The organism is Rhizobium sp. 42MFCr.1, from assembly GCF_000377185.1.
GTDB classification, from domain to species: Bacteria; Pseudomonadota; Alphaproteobacteria; order Rhizobiales; family Rhizobiaceae; genus Rhizobium; species Rhizobium altiplani.
In genome coordinates, this window is record NZ_KB897825.1 from 90,054 (window position 1) to 107,269 (window position 17,216).

12 protein-coding genes are annotated in these 17,216 nt (G+C 60.6%); 4 read left to right on the plus strand and 8 right to left on the minus strand.

Translation table 11 applies throughout. The features are described 5' to 3' along the window. Window positions 1-100 precede the first annotated feature (100 nt). The 4 genes from cueR to C934_RS0110690 form a co-directional block, all read right to left on the minus strand. Window positions 101-496, minus strand: a complete 396-nt coding sequence (gene cueR / locus C934_RS0110670) for a Cu(I)-responsive transcriptional regulator (protein WP_018856710.1) — start codon at window positions 494-496, stop codon at window positions 101-103. A gap of 9 nt (window positions 497-505) precedes the next feature. Further along, the gene (locus C934_RS0110675; protein WP_018856711.1) at window positions 506-3,016 is read right to left on the minus strand and encodes a heavy metal translocating P-type ATPase; all 2,511 of its coding nucleotides are present in this window, start codon (window positions 3,014-3,016) and stop codon (window positions 506-508) included. A 446-nt stretch (window positions 3,017-3,462) separates the two neighbouring features. Further along, window positions 3,463-3,855, minus strand: a complete 393-nt coding sequence (locus tag C934_RS0110685; protein ID WP_018856712.1) for a hypothetical protein — start codon at window positions 3,853-3,855, stop codon at window positions 3,463-3,465. 467 nt (window positions 3,856-4,322) lie between these two features. Continuing rightward, on the minus strand, window positions 4,323-4,604 hold the full coding sequence (locus C934_RS0110690; protein WP_018856714.1) for a hypothetical protein: 282 nt from the start codon (window positions 4,602-4,604) through the stop codon (window positions 4,323-4,325). A 266-nt stretch (window positions 4,605-4,870) separates the two neighbouring features. Between C934_RS0110690 and C934_RS0110695 the strand changes: the two genes are divergently transcribed. Next, on the plus strand, window positions 4,871-5,221 hold the full coding sequence (locus tag C934_RS0110695; protein ID WP_018856715.1) for a VanZ family protein: 351 nt from the start codon (window positions 4,871-4,873) through the stop codon (window positions 5,219-5,221). Window positions 5,222-5,334: 113 nt separating this feature from the next. Here the strand turns inward: C934_RS0110695 and pbpC are convergent, their stop codons facing one another. Beyond that, window positions 5,335-7,416: a penicillin-binding protein 1C gene (gene pbpC, locus C934_RS0110700; RefSeq protein WP_018856716.1), complete on the minus strand. Its 2,082-nt coding sequence runs from the start codon at window positions 7,414-7,416 to the stop codon at window positions 5,335-5,337. Next, window positions 7,413-12,890 (minus strand): alpha-2-macroglobulin family protein, encoded by a 5,478-nt coding sequence (locus tag C934_RS0110705; protein ID WP_018856717.1) that lies wholly within the window; start codon window positions 12,888-12,890, stop codon window positions 7,413-7,415. Before C934_RS0110705 ends, pbpC begins: the two co-directional genes overlap by 4 nt. A gap of 347 nt (window positions 12,891-13,237) precedes the next feature. On the opposite strand from C934_RS0110705, the gene C934_RS0110710 reads away from it, so the two are divergent. After that, window positions 13,238-13,642 (plus strand): response regulator, encoded by a 405-nt coding sequence (locus C934_RS0110710; RefSeq protein WP_018856718.1) that lies wholly within the window; start codon window positions 13,238-13,240, stop codon window positions 13,640-13,642. A gap of 63 nt (window positions 13,643-13,705) precedes the next feature. On the opposite strand, the gene uxuA is transcribed toward C934_RS0110710, so the two are convergent. After that, window positions 13,706-14,893 (minus strand): mannonate dehydratase, encoded by a 1,188-nt coding sequence (gene uxuA / locus C934_RS0110715; protein ID WP_018856719.1) that lies wholly within the window; start codon window positions 14,891-14,893, stop codon window positions 13,706-13,708. A gap of 124 nt (window positions 14,894-15,017) precedes the next feature. Here uxuA and C934_RS0110720 point away from each other — a divergent pair, with 124 nt between their 5' ends. Together C934_RS0110720 and C934_RS0110725 are read left to right on the plus strand one after the other, a co-directional pair. Then, window positions 15,018-15,695 carry a FadR/GntR family transcriptional regulator gene (locus tag C934_RS0110720; protein ID WP_018856720.1) on the plus strand — a complete coding sequence of 226 codons (678 nt, stop codon included), beginning with the start codon at window positions 15,018-15,020 and terminating at the stop codon, window positions 15,693-15,695. 25 nt (window positions 15,696-15,720) lie between these two features. Next, complete coding sequence (locus tag C934_RS0110725; protein ID WP_018856721.1) at window positions 15,721-16,506, plus strand: SDR family NAD(P)-dependent oxidoreductase; 786 nt, start codon at window positions 15,721-15,723, stop codon at window positions 16,504-16,506. Window positions 16,507-16,543: 37 nt separating this feature from the next. Here the strand turns inward: C934_RS0110725 and C934_RS0110730 are convergent, their stop codons facing one another. Further along, the gene (locus tag C934_RS0110730) at window positions 16,544-17,146 is read right to left on the minus strand and encodes a HupE/UreJ family protein (RefSeq protein WP_018856722.1); all 603 of its coding nucleotides are present in this window, start codon (window positions 17,144-17,146) and stop codon (window positions 16,544-16,546) included. Between the last annotated feature and the right edge of the window lie 70 nt (window positions 17,147-17,216).

Consider the following 17,216-nt stretch of genomic DNA (forward strand, 5'->3'; position numbering starts at 1 on the left):
CAAAAAAAATTAGCCCCGGTGTTTTCGTGGATCGGTGGGAAGCCGGAGGAATGGCGTCGCGATGACGCCGAGGTAAAGACACACAGGAGGCTGCGAGGCGCTATTCAGGCCGAGCGTCCGACAGCTCCTCAAGGATGGGGCAATCGGGCCGGTCATTGCCGTGGCATGCGTGGACCAGATGCTCCAATGTCCGGCGCAGTTCGGTAAGTTCCCTGATCTTCCGATCGATCTCCGTCAGCTTCGCCTGCGTCAGTTCCTTTACATCCGAACTCGCCCGGCTCTTGTCTTCGTAGAGTGCCAGCAACTGGCGACATTCCTCGACGGAAAAACCAAGGCCGCGCGACCTTTGAAGGAAGCGCAGCTTGTGAACATCGGCCTCGGCATAGTCGCGATAGCCATTTCCGCCCCGGTCGGGGCGGATCAGGCCAATGTCCTCGTAGTAGCGGATCGTTTTCGGAGCCAGTCCGGAGTGTTCCGATGCTTGCCCAATGTTCATGGCAATCTCCTATAGTTTGACGAGCCGCAGTCTAAGTGCGTTGGTGATGACCGAGACGGACGACAGGCTCATGGCGGCCGCGGCAATCATCGGCGATAGCAGCACGCCAAACACCGGATAGAGCACGCCAGCGGCGAGCGGCACGCCGAGTGCGTTGTAACCGAAGGCAAAGCCGAGGTTCTGGCGAATGTTGCGCATGGTGGCCATGGCAAGCCGTCTGGCGCGCACGATCCCCGTCAGATCGCCCTTGACCAGCGTCAGGCCGGCGCTTTCCATGGCCACATCGGCACCGGTGCCCATCGCGATACCCACATCGGCTGCCGCAAGCGCAGGTGCATCGTTGACGCCATCGCCTGCCATTGCGACCACGGCACCCTTGCCGCGCAATTCGTCGACCAGAGCCTTCTTGCCTTCGGGCAGGATATCGGCGCGCACCTCGTCGATGCCGAGGCTCTTTCCAACGGCGCGCGCAGTGCGCTCGTTGTCGCCGGTGGCCATGATGATTTTCAGGCCGTGCTCGTGCAACGCCCTTATCGCAGCCGCCGTGGTTGGCTTGATCCTGTCGGCAACCGCCACAAAACCGGCGAGACCTTGATCGATGACGACGAACATCACCGTCTTGCCCTCGTCGCGCAGTGACCGAACCTGCTCGGCGAGCGGCGTGACGTCCATATCGAGATCATCCATCATTGCGGCGTTGCCGAGCGCAACGACTGTCCCGCCTGCCTTGCCCACGACACCCTTGCCCGTTCGTGCTTCAAAGTCGGTGACATCGCTGAGCTCAATGCCACGCTCCTCGGCACCCGATACGATCGCCTCGGCCAGCGGATGTTCGGATCCACGCTCCAGGCTGGCGGCCAGCTGCAGCAGGCGAGCCTCTTCGATACCGCCAAGCGCGACGACATCCGTAAGCCTCGGCTTTCCCTCTGTCAGCGTGCCTGTCTTGTCGACGATCAGCGTGTCGACTCGCGCGAAGCGCTCAAGCGCTTCTGCATCCTTGATGAGAACGCCTTCCTGAGCGCCGCGCCCGGTCGCGATCATGATCGACATGGGGGTCGCAAGACCGAGCGCACATGGGCAAGCGATAATGAGCACGGCAACGGCGGCGAGCAGCGCATGCGCCATGCGCGGCTCGGGGCCAACAAGGCTCCAGACAACGAAGGCAGCGACAGCCGCGGCAACGACGGCGGGCACGAAGACGGCAGAAACGCGGTCCACCGCGCCCTGGATCGGGGCGCGCGAACGCTGTGCCTTTGCGACAAGGTCGACGATGCGCGACAGGGTCGTGTCGGCGCCAACTTTTTCTGCCACCATCACCAGGGCGCCATTCTTGTTGATGGTACCGCCGGTAACTGCGTCGCCTTTCTGTTTTTCGACCGGGATGGGTTCTCCGGTTATCATCGACTCGTCGACCGTCGACTGCCCTTCACTGACGGATCCGTCGATCGGGATGCGCTCGCCCGGGCGAACTCGCACATGATCGCCAACCCGGACATCATCGACCGGTACATCGGTTTCAGAACCGTCCTCGTTGACCCGGCGCGCGGTCTTCGGCGCAAGATCAAGCAATGCACGGATGGCCGAACCGGTTTTCTCGCGGGCTTTCAGTTCCAGAACCTGACCCACGAATACCAGAGCGACGATGACGGCGGCGGCCTCGAAATAGACAGGAACCGTCTCGCCATGGCCGCGGAAGGTATGAGGGAAGATGCCAGGCAGGATTGCCGCTACGACACTATAAAGATACGCCGTCCCGACGCCGAGGCCGATCAGGGTCCACATGTTCGGGCTGCGGTTGACAAGCGAAGCCCAGGCGCGGCGGAAGAAGGGCAGGGCGGCCCACAGGACGACAGGTGTCGCAAGAACGAGTTCGATCCACGTCGCCTGCGGCTCTCCAATCCAGTCACGCAGCGGCAGGCCGATCATCGGCCCCATGCTGATTGCAAGCAGCGGGATCGAGAGCACACCGCTCACCCAGAGCCGGCGGGTGAAATCCACGAGTTCCGGGTTGGGACCTTCATCGACAGGTGGAATACCCATCGGTTCCAGGGCCATGCCGCACTTCGGGCAGTCGCCCGGATGATCGCTGACGACCTCGGGGTGCATCGGGCAGGTATAGAGCGTCCCTTTCGGCATCGGCTTTGGGGCGGGCCGGTTTCCATCGCGGTAGGCGGCGGGATCGGCTTCGAACTTCGCCTTGCAGCCGGCCGAGCAGAAATAGAACTTTTCACCCTCTTGCTTCAGGAAATGCCGGGCGTTCGCCCGATTGACGGTCATGCCACAGACCGGATCCTTCGCTGTCAGGTAGTCTTGTGGCGCAGCCTCGAATTTTCGCCGGCAGCCTTCCGAGCAGAAATGATAGGCATGCCCGTCATACCGGAGCGAGGGCTTGCCTGCCTCGGGATCGACCGTCATGCCGCACACAGGATCGCGCACCACGTCGTCCGCAGAGGGCGCTCCGTACTCATGGTGGTCATGGCCATGATGCCCGTGGTTATGATGGTCGTGCGTGCTATCCATGCGATTCTCCTTTGCCCTGATACGGCATTGGTCATCCTTATGAACCTTCCAGCAACTGGAAGGTCAAGGGGAAAGTTGCGCAGCGACGAATGTGGATAGAATAGCGCAATCGGACCTGCGGCCGCCCGTCGAAGTGCTTCTGACCCGCCTGTCGTCAGGGGGCCCGGGCGAAACGGAAAACATGACCCGGGTAGCGGACCGCCTCACGGCAAAGACAGCGGTCGCGACAGTTGAGGCTGCGGTCGGCGCGCCCCTGATCATCGCCTCAACAAACGGCGTCGTGAAACAAAAAGGCCTGCCGCGAGGCAGGCCTTGCATGAGATAATGGCCGATTTTGAAATATGACTAGTAACAAATTCCGCATCCTGCGAGATATAACACCACACCCGGCTAAGGGTCGCATCGCAGGAAAAAGTAGTATCGAGGCCCGTCATTTGGCTAGGAGGTCAGTTCTTGCGATTGTGCTCTTGATCATCCGTGGGGCCTTCGTCAGCCTGAAGGATCAGAAGGGCTCCGAGCGCTCTGGCAGACTCTCGCGGCAGGGCGTAGTGCAGCCATCCATAGCGAGGATCGCGAATGTGCAGAAGCGGTTCGCCCAGCAATGCGTCGGCTTCCGAGTACCAGCGTGGATCAAGCACGGCGTCGACCATGTGACCACCTTCCCAGGTCTCGTCGTGAGGCGGCGGCATCTCCGCCCTGATCTGGCCGGCGCCTTCTATGAGCTCTGATACGGACTCGGTATCAAGCACGAACGCGACGGGCGGATCTGTCGGAAACGTAATCGTCAACGTCTTGAACTCGTCGTCTAGCTCCCACTGAGGTGCTCCGCTGGTATTCATGTTCACGTCCCTGTTGATCGCACTGCGGGATGCAGGTTTGGCTTGCCGATGACGCAAACAAGGAAAAGCCGACGAAGAGTGATGAGGTATCCAATACAACCGATCGTTCTGGAATGGTCCAATAGTGTCGCAACTTCCCTTTGATGGCACGTACTCCCTTGGGTGTAGCCACAGGCAAGCGCATTCCGTGGCCCTGCGCGATCGTATCGCCGCGCTCAGCGCCAACCAGCATCTGCCGATCAAAAACAGGTGGGCGAAGTCGCATGTCCAGGCCGCCGTGGCGGTCAGGAGAGCCTGAGCGGGAAGAGAACCTCAACGCCGCATATCCTGGTTCATTTTGCGACTGTTGCATTGCCTACGGAAACGGCAGCTTGGTCATTTGACGAGACATCAGCAGTTCAGTCGATTGGTTCACCGACTTCATCTCGTGCTCGTCCGCATATCTGCTTGCAACTGCCGCAGCGCGCTCAGTCGCCTCTGAAGGGTCTCAGCATTCCAAAATCTGCGTTGATTTGAGGACTTGCCGCGGTTTGGCCCGTATTGGCGCGTTTCTTGTTCGCGGATGATGCCGCTCTTTTTGAAGCTGTCCGCACGCGATCAATGCCTCTGAGAATCGCCAACATGTGCTTGGCTTCCTCGGCATCCATCGCGGACAGCGGGATGCCGTCCAGGCGCGCTGGCTCGTGCGTCGCCCGATCGATGATAGACCAGCCTGAGTCTTCGGTACGGAGACTATATTCCTCAGCCATCGACAATCCCCATTTCTAGACACCTGCAATTCTGAACGTGTGGGGTGGAACGCGCTACCTCCCAAATTGGCCGATTTTATCGCTCAAAAGTTGTACATTCAGATGTAGTAATATTGCATTAAAGAGCACATCTCCTGTGGTGCCGCCATGTTCGAAGCCGGAATTCTCCATCCAGTTGGCAAAAAGACCTATTGGTGCAATGAAATGCATGGTTTAGCCGACCAACCCGTCTGGATACAGCCGGAGCACTTCGCTATCCTGAGTGCATGCTTTTCGACCGACTCCTGAAGATCGCCGCTTGGTTGTCGCTTGCCGCCATCCTGTTCGTGACCGTTTCGCCGATCGGTATGAGACCGCACGACGTCATGTCCGTGCGCGATGACCGGGCACTCGCTTTCACAGCTATGGCTCTCCTGTTCGTGGTGGCATATCCCCGCCGCTTTTGGACTTGCGCTGTCCTGGTCATATTCGGAGCGGCCGCAATAGAGTTCCTGCAGTATCTTTCACCAACCCGGCATGCGCGGCTTGAGGACGCTGCTGTAAAGGCTGTCGGTGCAGCGATTGGCGTCGGCCTGGGGTTTGCGGCAAACTGGATCCTCCGGCCGCGCGCGGACTAGTCTCACGAACCGCGATGGTCGGCCAGATTGTTCGGCGAACCACGCTGGAGCCGGTCAACGCGTTTTGGATTCGGCATACCTGGAGAAAATATGACGGATCTCTCTGCAGATGATCAGTCGATGAAGACGCCGACGCTTGCGGCCCGGCCCACGGCATCAATCACCGTGAGCTTTGAGTAGCCACCGCCGTCCGGCATCCACTGATTGGTGCGCCGCCGGGAAATATCGGGCAAAGGCTTGCCGTTGGCGAGCCAGCGGAAGGGCGCGCGTCCGCCCTGCAGCTTCAGCGTCAACGGCGAGAGATCGCCGCTCTTCGCCCCAAGGTCGACATGTGCGCCCTCCGGTGGATAGACGATCTGCGGCGCCGGTTCACGGCCTGTGGTCGCCAGCAGGCCGCTTGGATTGATGGCAAAGCGACGCTGGCTGATCGGCAGTTCTGGTTGGGCGATCCGTATTGCTCCCAAGGGCGGGCGCGGGAGGGGCGTCGTCGCAATCCCTGACTTTGCGAAACCTTCAAAGAGGATCGGCGCGGCAGTGCCGTAACCCGTCAATCCCGGGACAGCGCCATTGTCAGGGCGCCCGACCCAGACGCCGAGGACATAGCGCCCATCGTAGCCGACGGACCAGGCATCGCGATAGCCGTAGCTTGTGCCGGTCTTGTAGGCGATCCCGCGTTTCGGAGCGCCGGCCGGTGGAATGACGCCCGAGAGGATATCAGTGACATTCCAGACGGCCACCGGATCAAGCATTCCCTCGCCATCGATCTTGCCGGGGCGGTCGTTGACGCCATCGCCGATGCGGACCGGCTGGCCGCGATTGGCAAGCGCCGTGTAGAGCTGGACCAGATCCTTCAACGTGATGCCGAGGCCGCCGAGACCGATTGCCAGGCCGGGCGTTTCGTTCGGGGGCAGGAGGGGACGCACCTCGGCGCGGCGAAAACGGATCAGCAGCTTGGCCGGATTGACGGCATCAAGCAATTTGACTGCCGGGACGTTCAGCGACAATTGCAGCGCCTCGCGCACCGTAACGTCGCCCTGATAGCTCATATCGAAATTCCGCGGCCTGTAGCCGAAGAAATCGGCGGGGCGGTCCTCGATGATCGTCTCCTGGCTGACAAGGCCTTCTTCGAATGCGAGGCCATAGATGAATGGCTTCAGCGTGGAGCCTGGCGAACGGCTGGCGCGCGTCATGTCGATCCAGCCTGAACGGCTGGTATCGAAGTAGTCGGCCGAGCCGACCTCGCCGACAATGTCGCCCGTTTGTGCATCGGCCATGACCATGGCAATTGAAAGCTTCGGACCCAGTTTCGATATGGAGGCGCGCGCAACTGCCTCCAATCCTGCCTGCACCTGTTTCTTCAGGGTCGTGTCGTATTGCCGTGCTTTCGGATCCTTGCGTCGTGCTGCCTCGCCAACATGGGCTGCAAGGGCCGGAAGCTGCATGCGTTGAGACGGCACCGGCACGATTTCAGCACGCGCTGCCTCACCCTCACCGACAGCCTCGGCGACAGCGACACGCTCTAGCACCCGTTTGCGCGCCATCTCGGCTGTCGCGAGGTTGCGGTCCGGGCGACGCTTTTCAGGCAGCTGTGGCAGAGCGACTAGGAGAGCGGCTTCCGCGACGGTCAGCCGCCGCGGCTCCTTGCCGAAATAGGCGAGGCTCGCAGCCCGCACACCCTCGAGATTGCCGCCATAAGGCGCATGCGTCAGGTAGAGATCGAGGATCTGCTCCTTTGATAGCCGCCGCTCGATCTGGATGGCGCGTGCCATCTGCAGGATCTTCGCCGAAAGCGAGCGGCCCTGTCGCGGCTCGATCAGCCGAGCGACCTGCATCGATAGCGTCGATGCACCGGAGACGATGCGACCATTTGTAACGAGCTGCAGGGCGGCACGTGCCAATGCCTGCAGATCGACACCGGCATGGCTGTAAAAACGCCGGTCCTCGTAGGCGACCAGCATCTTGAGGAATTCTGGATCGACATCGGCGGCTGTGGTTTTCAGACGCCAGAGGCCTTCAGGCGTTGCAAAAGCACGCAGCAGCTGACCATCGGCATCGACCGTTTCCGCAGAGACCGTTTCCGCCTTGTCGAGCGGCGGCGGAAAGGCCCGGTCGGCGATGTCAAGCAAGACCAACCCGGTGCCGGCAAGGATGATCCCGGCAGCACCTCCGATCGCGAGTTTCCTTGCAAGTTTCATTTCGACGCTGCGGTGACCTCCATCCTGCCGGTCGCGGTGCGTGCGGAAAGCTGTGGTCTGTACATGTCCTCGACGACGGCGGCCGGATGATCGTAGGTGCCTGGGGTCACGGCGCGCACGACATAAGCGACATTGATTTCGCGATTGTCGTCTCCCGACCGATTGAACGCGGCCACAAAGCGGTCATTGCGGAATTCGGTGTGGGCCGCCGTCACCTCGCCGATCCAGTCGAAGTTCGTCAGTTGCGCGCTGTCGACCAGGTTCGGATTGTCGATCTGGAAGCCGGCCGGAAGCAGGTCCGTCACGACGATCCGCGACGGCCAGTTGTTGCTTTCCGTGACGTGCAGCACAACGACATAGCGCTCGTTCTGCTTGGCTTCGGTCACATTCGCCTGCTCGCCATCCATCGTGTAGTAGGTGCGCTCGATGGCAAAGCCGTCACCGCCGGCGGGCGGCGGCACGACAGGGGCAGCAAATGTCGTCACCACCGCCGAGACAGGCTCGCCGGTCTGGTTGGTGAGCGTGAGCGCATTGCCCATCAAGGCATCCCCGGTCATCTTCGCCATGTAGGCGCCATTGTGCAGCGCGCCGTTGACGTCGATCTTGATAGAGTCATCACCGCCCTGAATTGCGCGCGCGGCAAGCAGCATCCAGGCCTGTTCCTGGGTGCTTGTGTATTTGCTGCGGTTCCATTCCTTGGCGACAGCTTTGGCCAATTCCGGAACCACCGGCGGGACCGGACGGCTTTCGGCCGCAAGAGCAAGGATTGCGGCACCATCGCGCAGGATCGAGCCATAGTCCGTTCTCGAAAGATTGACGCGTGTGACCATGGACTGTTCCGACATCTGCAACGCGCCGACGAAGATGTTTTTCGATCGCGTCGCATCGCCATAAAGCGCCAGTGCCGCTGCGATATGCGCCGTTGCAAGCGGCGTCGGAAAGTCATTGATCATCGTATCGGCATAATAGCGAAGGTCGCTGATCGCTGCCTTCTTGTTGCGGGCGAGAACATAGAGCGCATAGGCAATCTGGTCGCCCTGATCCTTGACATTGACGTCATAGCTCAGCGCGTTCTGAAGGTTCTCCAGAGCTTGTGCGAATGCACGATCCGGGACGTCGTATTTCTGCTCGCGTGCTCTGGTCAGGAAATCGGTGACATAGGAATCGAGCCAGAGGTCGCCGCTGTCAGGTCCCCAGAGACCGAAGCTTCCGGCGGAAGCCTGATAGGAAAGCACGCGGTAGATTGCGTCCTGAACGCGCTTCTTGACGTCGGCGTCATCCTCCAGACCGGCCTCATGCGCAAGCTCGCTCAGATAGAGCAGCGGCAGGGCACGGCTCGTCGTCTGCTCGGCGCAGCCGAATGGGTAGCGGTCGAGCGACATCAGCAGAGCTGGAATGTCGAAGGCGGCCGAACGCGTGACGCTGACGCTGACGGAGGCGCCTTGTAGAACGCTGTCTGCCAGCAATGCCTTGTCGACGGTCAGCCTGGTGGCTGGATTGAGCGCCAGGACGCGGCGTTCGGTCTTCGGCAGAACTGCTGGTCGAACAGGAACGTCAACCGTCTGATCCAGCGACAGGCCGGCCGCGTCAGCGAGATTGATCGAAACGCTGCCATGGCCCGGTTGCCTGCCGGTAACAGCGAGCGTCACGGCTGATCTGGCGCCGGCCTCGAGATGAACAGTCTGTGACGCCTCGCCAATGCGCACGGCATCGTTGCCGGCAACGGTCAGCTTGAAGTCCCCTGCCGGCGCGTCCGTATTGGCGATATCGAGCCGAAGCTCGGAGGTATCTCCGGGGGCGAGGAAGCCCGGCAAGCTCGCCGTCACCACGACAGGGTCACGAATGATGACGTCCTTCGTCGCATGGCCAAGGCCGGCTTTCGACCAGGCGACTGCCATCACGCGGGCAGTGCCGTTAAACTGGGGAATGTCGAAGCTGACATTCGCCTTGCCCTCGGCATCCAACTTCACCGGACCAGAGAAGAAGGCAACCAGCTTTTGCGTCGGCGGGCTTCCCTGAAGTGCCACAGCGCCTCCGTCGCCGCCGGTTCTCAGCTTGCCGGTCGCGCCGAGCGAACCGTCGATCAGCCGTCCGTAAAGGTCCCGAATTTCGAGACCGAGCTGGCGCTGGCCGAAATACCAGTCTTCAGGGTTTGGTGGTTCGTAGCGGGTCAGATTGAGAATGCCGACATCAACCGCCGCAACCGTCACATAGGCGTCCTCGTTGGCGCCCGCGCCGGCAACGGCAAGGGTGATCGGCAGCGGTGCACGCGGCAGCATCTTCTCAGGCGCACCGATCGCTACCTGCAATGCCCGCTCCGCCGGATCGACCTTCAGCCATTTCACGCCGATCGCACGCATCGGCATGTGGCTGTCCTGAGCATCGCCGGGGCGGAACAATGTCGCGGTGACATAGGCGCCCGCCCCCCAATTTGAAGTTACGGGAATATCGACTTCACCGCCGTTCTCGCCAATGGATGCGTTCTGGATGGCCACGAGGTTTTCCGTTCCGGCCGCGATCATCAATTCGCCTGCGTAGCGCGATGAGACCTTCAGCCTGGCCGTCTCGCCGATCTTGTAGCTCTCCTTGTCGAGCGCGATCTCAAGCCCGTCAGGCGTCTCCGTCGACGTTGCCTGGACGAACCATCCCGCATCGAACTCCACGCTTGAAGCAGGGCCGTCGGTCTGCGTGCTTTCAACCTCGAGGCGGTAGCGCCCCCAGGCGACGGGAGACGATATCTTCGCTCCGTCCAGGGACGCATCGAGATTGCCGTTGGCGACCTGCTCGGCGGTGTAGATCGGCTCGTATTTCCAGGCCGTGCCATCGCGATACCACTGATAGTCGCGGTTCAGCTTGTAGAGTTTCCAGCGCAGGCCCCTCATCGCCTGCTTCGCCCCGTCTGCATCAACGCCGATAATGGTGAAGTTCGCGATCGAATTCTCGCCAAGGTCGCCGGAGAATTCCGGCTTGATGCCGATCATCGGGCTTTGGTTCTTGACGGGAAGCACGAGCGAACGCTCGATGGCGCGGCCACCGGCTTCCTGCATGCGGATATAGACCGTGGCGTTCAGAAGCTGCGTCGTCGCCGGCAGATCGCCGACAGTCAGGTCGGTGATACCTTCGCCATCTTCGTCGAGGTCGGGCAGGCCTTCTATCGTCTGGCGCGTCTCTTCGCTGGCTTCCTCGTCGGCAAGCCCAAAGAAATAGCCCGGGAAGGCGTCCGCCTGGCGGGTCGGCTTGATCACGACATCGCCTTCGAGCGACAGCCCTGCTGCCGGTGCGCCATAGAGATACTTGCCTGATATATTGATTGTCGCTGACGTCTCCGGACCGATAACCTTCGCCTCTGTCTTGATCTCCATGTCGGTGCGATCCGGCACGAAGTCATCGACCAGGAAGGTTTTTGTCGCGATCGGCGAGCCTTTTGGGTCGGTGTGAATGTTCATCGTCCAGGTGCCGCGCATGGCATTTTCCTGAACGGGCAGGTCGATGGCATAACCGCCGACATTGCTGGTCTGGCTGACGATCCGCCGGTCCTCGACACCATCGGGGCGCAGAAAAATGAAGGTCAGCGGCAGGCTCTCGATGGCCTTGCCATCGGTATCGCGGGCAAGGGCAGCCGCGTGCACTGTCTCGCCAGCGCGGTAGATGCCGCGCTCCGTCCAGCTCAAGACATCGATGGCGCCGGGAGACGCACGCCCGGTGACGCCGCGATCTGAGAGATCAAAGCCCGCGCGCGTCATGTCGAGGAAGACATAGTCGGCGCCGCCTTTCCGGGCAGTGATGACAGCGGGTGTAAGGGCAGCCGTCGCACGCATCAGACCTGCGGTGAACGTCGCCCGACCGTTCTCATCGGTCGTTGCCGTGCCGAGTACTTCATTGTTCTTCGCCAGGAGCTGGAGCTCAACGCCAGCGATCGGCTTTGCCGAGGCGAGCGAGCGGGTAAAGACGTTGAGGCCATCGGTACCCGCGTATGTCGTGATGCCGATATCGGAAACCACGAACCATTGTGTCGCCTGGGCATTCCAATCCTGATCCGGGGCATTCGGCGCCGTTGCCGTCAGCACATAGACACCAGGCTTGCGCTCGGGCAGCGCCTCATCCACCGGAAAGCTGGTGACGACATCCTTGTTGAGATCGTTGGCAACCTCAATCGAGCCTTGCCAGACCAGTTCGCCGCTCTCGTCTTCGATGCGCTGTGCGCTGTAGCCGTCGAGTTGGGTGAGGAACTGAGAGCTGGTCAAAAGCGGTGCGATGCCGCGATCACCGATGCGATAGAGCTTGAGATTGGTCGACGTCATGTTGACGGAAACGATCGGTATCCCCCGACGTGCCGTCGACGGCAGGACGAAGCTGTCGCCAGTGAAGCGTACGCTGGCTGTGCGGTCCTTGACGTAGATATCGAGGCTGACAGGCGCCTCGAGCACTTCGTCGACCGAAGAGGGCAGACCGGTGCGGAACGTGATCTTGTAGTTTTCACCGTGGGTCAGCCCCTCGATGCAGACCTGCTTGTCCTTGGTCTCGAGCGCCTTGGGGGCTGCACCGTTCAGCGTCACGAAGGGCGTATAGTCCTGCGTCTTGACCAGGGTTTCGGAGAATGTCGCGCAGATACGGGGATTTGCACTATCGGCATCGACAGTATGCTCGGTAATGCGAAATCCTTGCGTCGATTTCAGCTGCAGGAAGGCTGCCTGGACGTCCTTCGAATTCACCAGCGCCAGGCTTGCCTTGTAGGCATTGAGTGCGGCGCGATAGTTGGTGTTCTTGTCGAGTGCTGCGGCAAGCACGGAGAGTGCCTCGGCACGGGCCGAGGCTGTTCGTGTCAACTCATAGCCATTGACCGCGTCCAGCACAGCCTGTCCGTAGATCTCGCTGCCATCGTTGTCGTCGGTCTTGGTAAAGCTGTCACCGGCGCGCGCCGTTTCCAGCCAAAGATCGGCATTGTCGGGGGAAAGTGCGAGCGCACTTCGGAAGGATTTCACGGCATCAATGACATTGCCTGCCGTCAGGTCGAGACGGCCGTTGGCGATCAGGCTGTCGGCGCTCTGGCCCTGCTGGTCGTCGGCCACTTCAAGATTGGCCTTGTTATCGCGCGCCTGCTCTCTCACATCTCCGGAGAGAAAGCCGAGCCGGGGCGCGGCCCCGATATCCGGCTCCGGCTTTGCGGCGGCAGTTTCGACTATCTTGCCGGCGATAGCGCCCGGGAAGGCGTTCATCGTCTTGAAGTCGGACTTCAGGAAGCACCACTTCACCTTCGGATTATAGGTGAAGGCCTTGCAGGACTTGTCGCCGATGCAGGATGTTTTGCATTGATCCAGCGTAAGGTTCTGTTCGGTCCGCAGATCGAAGCCGAAGTAATCGGCGTCCTGGATTGTCTGGATTTCACGTTTTGCGTCTGCCGCAAATGCCGGAAGGCTTGGAGTGATTGAGGCGAGAGCAACTGCGGCTATGGCGAAAAACGCGCGTACAGACATAGGTCCCCCCAAGGTGACTGGCGCTGGTCCAGAGTGCACTCTCCGCACTCCACAACCCATTGTCAACTTGGCCAGAGCGTTGTTTCGGAAGGAACCAAGAGTGGGCGAGGACAGATGGGGGACGCTGCTATACACGGTCTATATCCGAGTGGCCCATGAATTCCCAATCGGCCACCTCTGATTGCTCCTCACATTTGTCCTTAACGGTTTGTTAGCGTTAACAGCGATCTATTGGCGAACGAATCCGCCTCAGCGCGGAACATATTGTCCTGAATGCCGTTATCCGCTCGCCAACATGCAGTTGTGCGTAATCAGTGTTGCAAAATAAGCAGAAACAAGGGGCAATCATGGGCAGCGATGTCGGAACACAACGCCGGACAGGCGGCACCCCGCGTGAAAGCGTCTTGATCGTTGAAGATGACTATCTCGTCGCGCTGGATCTTGAAACAACAGTCAGGGACATGGGGCTCGATGTCGTCGGTGTCGCAACCGACAGAAGGCAGGCTTTCTCACTAGCCGCGCAGACCGACATCGCCTTTGTCGACGTCAACTTGGCTGACGGCGCGACTGGCCCAGAGATTGGTCAACGGCTCGTCGATGAATTTGGCGTAACGGTCGTCTTCCTGACCAGCAACCCCGCGGCGGTCGTTGGCCGTGTTCACGGAGCACTGGGGGTCGTCAGCAAGCCGGCAACGCCATCGATCGTGCGGAACTCTTTGCGCCATGCGCTCGATGCGCGCCGCAGTGCGTGAGGACGCTGTAAGTCGAAAGATGCGCGATATCCGCCAGCTATCCGTGTCGCCATGCGGCCAGAGCTATGCAGTCTGAACGTCCAACTGATCCACCGCTGCAATCACGCCTCGGAGTTCCGCCAGGCCCTTCAGCCGGCCGATGCAGGAATAGCCCGGGTTGACCATCTTTGTCTGGTCGTCAATCAGAAGATGGCCATGGTCGGGGCGCATCGGAATGACGCTGTCTGCCCTTCCGGACGCGGCCCGTCGGCGCTCCTCCCGACGTAGCACCGAGATCAGCGAGACCATGTTGACGTCGCCGCCGAGGTGCTCGGACTCGATGAAGGAGCCGTCCGCTTCCTTGCTGACATTTCGCAGGTGCGCGAAGTGGATGCGCTCGCCAAAGCGGCTCGCCATGCCGACGACGTCGTTGCCGTGGCGCGAGCCGTAGGATCCGGCACAGAGGGTTATGCCGTTGGCAGTATGATCGACCGCTGCAAGGATGGTCTCGATATCTTCCGACTTCGAGACGACACGCGGCAACCCGAACAGCGAGAAGGGCGGGTCGTCCGGGTGAATTGCGAGACGTACGTTGTTTTCGACGGCTACCGGCACGACCTCTTTTAGAAACTCGACCAGATTGCCGCGCATGTCGTCGTCCGAGAGCTCGCCGAATGACGCGATATGCCCGCGGATGGTTTCCCGCGTGTGGCTGTCCTCGCCGCCTGGAAGGCCGGCAATAATATTCCTCTCGAGGGTATCCACATCCTCCTCGCTCATGCCTGCCAATCGCTGGCGCGCCGCTTCAACGAGCGGAGCGTTGTAGCTCTCTTCGGCCGCAGTACGCTTCAAGACAAAGACGTCGTAGGCGATGAAATCGATCATGTCGAAGCGAAGCGCCAGGCCGCCAACAGGCGTCGGGTAGAGCAGGTTGGTGCGCGTCCAGTCCACGACGGGCATGAAATTGTAGCAGACCACAGGCACGCCGCCTTTGCCGAGATTGGCAAGACTCTGCTTCCAGGCATCGACATAACGGCGCCAGTTTTCGTTTCGCAGTTTGATCGCCGAATTGACAGGGATCGACTCGCACACCGACCAGACCATGCCGGCATTTCTTACCAGGGCCATGCGTTCGGCAATGTCATCCGGCGTCCAGACCCGGCCGTCATAGATATGATGGAGCGCGGTTACGATGCCGTGCGCGCCGGCCTGACGGGCATGGGACAATGTGACAGGATCCTGCGGTCCGAACCAGCGCCAACTTTCCAGCATGACAGACTACCTCCGTAATATGTTGGACAATTAAGCGCACTTTAGTTGATCGTAGCAAGCTTAAAGCGACGATTGCCAAAATAAGGCCAACATATTAGGTTTCCGGGAAACGGAGCTTTTCACTGTGCAATTCAGCAATCGCGCCTCGGCGGTAGATGATGTCGTCCGACAAATCCGCAGCCTCATCCGCGAGCGGGGGCTCGGGGTGGGCGACGTCCTGCCGAGCGAAGTCGAGCTGGCCGCGATGTTCGATTCCAGCCGAAATACGGTGCGCGAAGCCTTCCGCACCTTGAAGGCCTATGGGGTCGCCGAATCCAGGCAGAAGGTCGGCGCCGTGCTGACTGACCAGCATCAGAACGCCATGCGCGATCTCTTTTCCTTTGCCATGGAGATTTCCGTCGACGCCTTCCGCGATATCCAGGGCTATCGGCGACTGACGGAAATGAACCTGTTCGATCTGCTTGCTGACCGTCTGACGGGAGGGGCACTTGCCGAGATGGAAGCAGTCAATGCAGCCATCCTGACAGCGGAAGACGCCGAGCGAGCCTCCGAGCTCGATTTCGAGTTCCACCGCCTACTTGTGGAAGCTGCCGGCAATCGCACATTGTCGGAAACCTATGGAATGCTGAAGCCTGTCATCCAGCGATTGATGCTCGCCGGAAAATCGCAGCGACTGACTTTGGAGGCGGTTGTAGCCGAGCACGGCGATATTCTGCAGGCTCTGCGCTGTCGCGACCGGATTGCCTTTGTCTATCACATGGATCGGCATCTCAGCGCCGGTCTTGAGTTCATTGTTGAATGAGCATGCCGAACAGCGGGAGAGGCTGATGGGAGAATATGCCGGAAAGATCGCAATCGTTACTGGGACAACCGGAATCGGACGCGCGATCGCATTGCATCTGGCGCGCGAGGGCGCGGCCGTTGCCTGCCTTGGCATCGATGAAAAGGCGAACACCAAGCTTGCCGAGATCGGTGTGGAGGACGGTCTGGCCCTGCGCGTTATCCGAACGGATGTTTCCGCCCCGGCAAGCGTGGCTGATGCCTTTGCCGAATCTGTCGCAGCGTTTGGTGGCGTGGATATCATCGTCAATTCGGCGGCGGTGCACCCCTACGGCAACGCCACCGATACACCCTTCGAGACGTTCATGCGCTGCATGGCGGTGAATGTCGGCTCGATCCATCTGACAGCCGAGCATGGCGTGCCCGAGATGCGCAAGCGCGGAGGTGGGGTGATCATCAATATTTCAAGTGTTCAAGGGTTTGCGTGCCAGCCTGGCGTTTCTGCCTACGTCGCGTCGAAAGGGGCGATACACGCATTGACGCGGGCGATGGCGATCGACTTTGCGGCAGACAATATACGCGTCGTGTCGATCAGCCCCGGTTCCGTGCGCACGCCGATCCTGGAGCTGGCAGCGCGCACATTCGAAGGAGAGGATGCCGATATCGATGCGGTATTTCGGCGTTTCGGAAAGGCGCATCCGCTTGGCCGCATTGCGGAACCCGAAGAGGTGGCCGCACTTGCGGCCTTCCTGGCCTCGGACAAGGCTGCGTTCATTACCGGATCGGATCACCGTATCGATGGAGGTCTGACGGCCGGTATCGGGGTGCGCTGAGGGCCGTGCCCGGCCTTTTGGCCGGGCAGCCGATTTGTTAGATGAGACCGGTAAGCAGCCCGATGCCCGCGAGTGCGGCAATGCCGCCAGCCGAGCGCATGACGATGGTTCCTTGCTGCTCGCTGATCTTGCCGATCAGGTAGCCGAGCGTGACGCCGGTAATGTGAAGCACTGAGGTTGCCATCATGAAGCCTGCCGCATAGGCAATGCCGCCTGCAGCCGCGGGCATTTCGGAGCCGTGCGCATGTCCGTGAAAGATAGCAAAAAGGCCGACGACACCGGCTGCGATGGCGAAGGGAGCGCGGATACCCAGCGCGATGACGGCACCAAGGACGATCACGGAAAAAGCAATTCCGGCTTCGACAAATGGAACGGAAATTCCCATCATCCCGAGTGCGCCGCCGATCGCCATCACCGAGACAAAGGTGGTCGGCACGAGCCACAGCGCACGGCCGCCGAGCTGCCAGGCAAGAACGCCGACCAGGATCATCGCCAGCACGTGATCGAGCCCGGAGACGGGATGCGTGAAGCCATGGGCGAAGCCAACTGTCTGGCCAACGCCGGTGTGGGCGAAGGCGAGCGATGGAGCAAGGACGCAAACCACGAGCGCGGCGTTAAATCTGGAAATCTTTGAAAACATGGGAGGCCCCTACTTTGTGCAAGTTGTCCGGAAAATGGCACGCGGGATCAGGGGGATAAAGCAAAAAGAT

Coding starts and splice junctions, on each gene's coding strand:
- C934_RS0110710 (WP_018856718.1), top strand. CDS start 13,238: ATGGGCAGCGATGTCGGAACACAACGCCGGACAGGCGGCACCCCGCGT.
- C934_RS0110725 (WP_018856721.1), top strand. CDS start 15,721: ATGGGAGAATATGCCGGAAAGATCGCAATCGTTACTGGGACAACCGGA.
- C934_RS0110690 (WP_018856714.1), bottom strand. CDS start 4,604: ATGGCTGAGGAATATAGTCTCCGTACCGAAGACTCAGGCTGGTCTATC.
- C934_RS0110705 (WP_018856717.1), bottom strand. CDS start 12,890: ATGTCTGTACGCGCGTTTTTCGCCATAGCCGCAGTTGCTCTCGCCTCA.
- uxuA (WP_018856719.1), bottom strand. CDS start 14,893: ATGCTGGAAAGTTGGCGCTGGTTCGGACCGCAGGATCCTGTCACATTG.
- C934_RS0110730 (WP_018856722.1), bottom strand. CDS start 17,146: ATGTTTTCAAAGATTTCCAGATTTAACGCCGCGCTCGTGGTTTGCGTC.
- cueR (WP_018856710.1), bottom strand. CDS start 496: ATGAACATTGGGCAAGCATCGGAACACTCCGGACTGGCTCCGAAAACG.
- C934_RS0110695 (WP_018856715.1), top strand. CDS start 4,871: ATGCTTTTCGACCGACTCCTGAAGATCGCCGCTTGGTTGTCGCTTGCC.
- C934_RS0110675 (WP_018856711.1), bottom strand. CDS start 3,016: ATGGATAGCACGCACGACCATCATAACCACGGGCATCATGGCCATGAC.
- C934_RS0110685 (WP_018856712.1), bottom strand. CDS start 3,855: ATGAATACCAGCGGAGCACCTCAGTGGGAGCTAGACGACGAGTTCAAG.
- pbpC (WP_018856716.1), bottom strand. CDS start 7,416: ATGAAACTTGCAAGGAAACTCGCGATCGGAGGTGCTGCCGGGATCATC.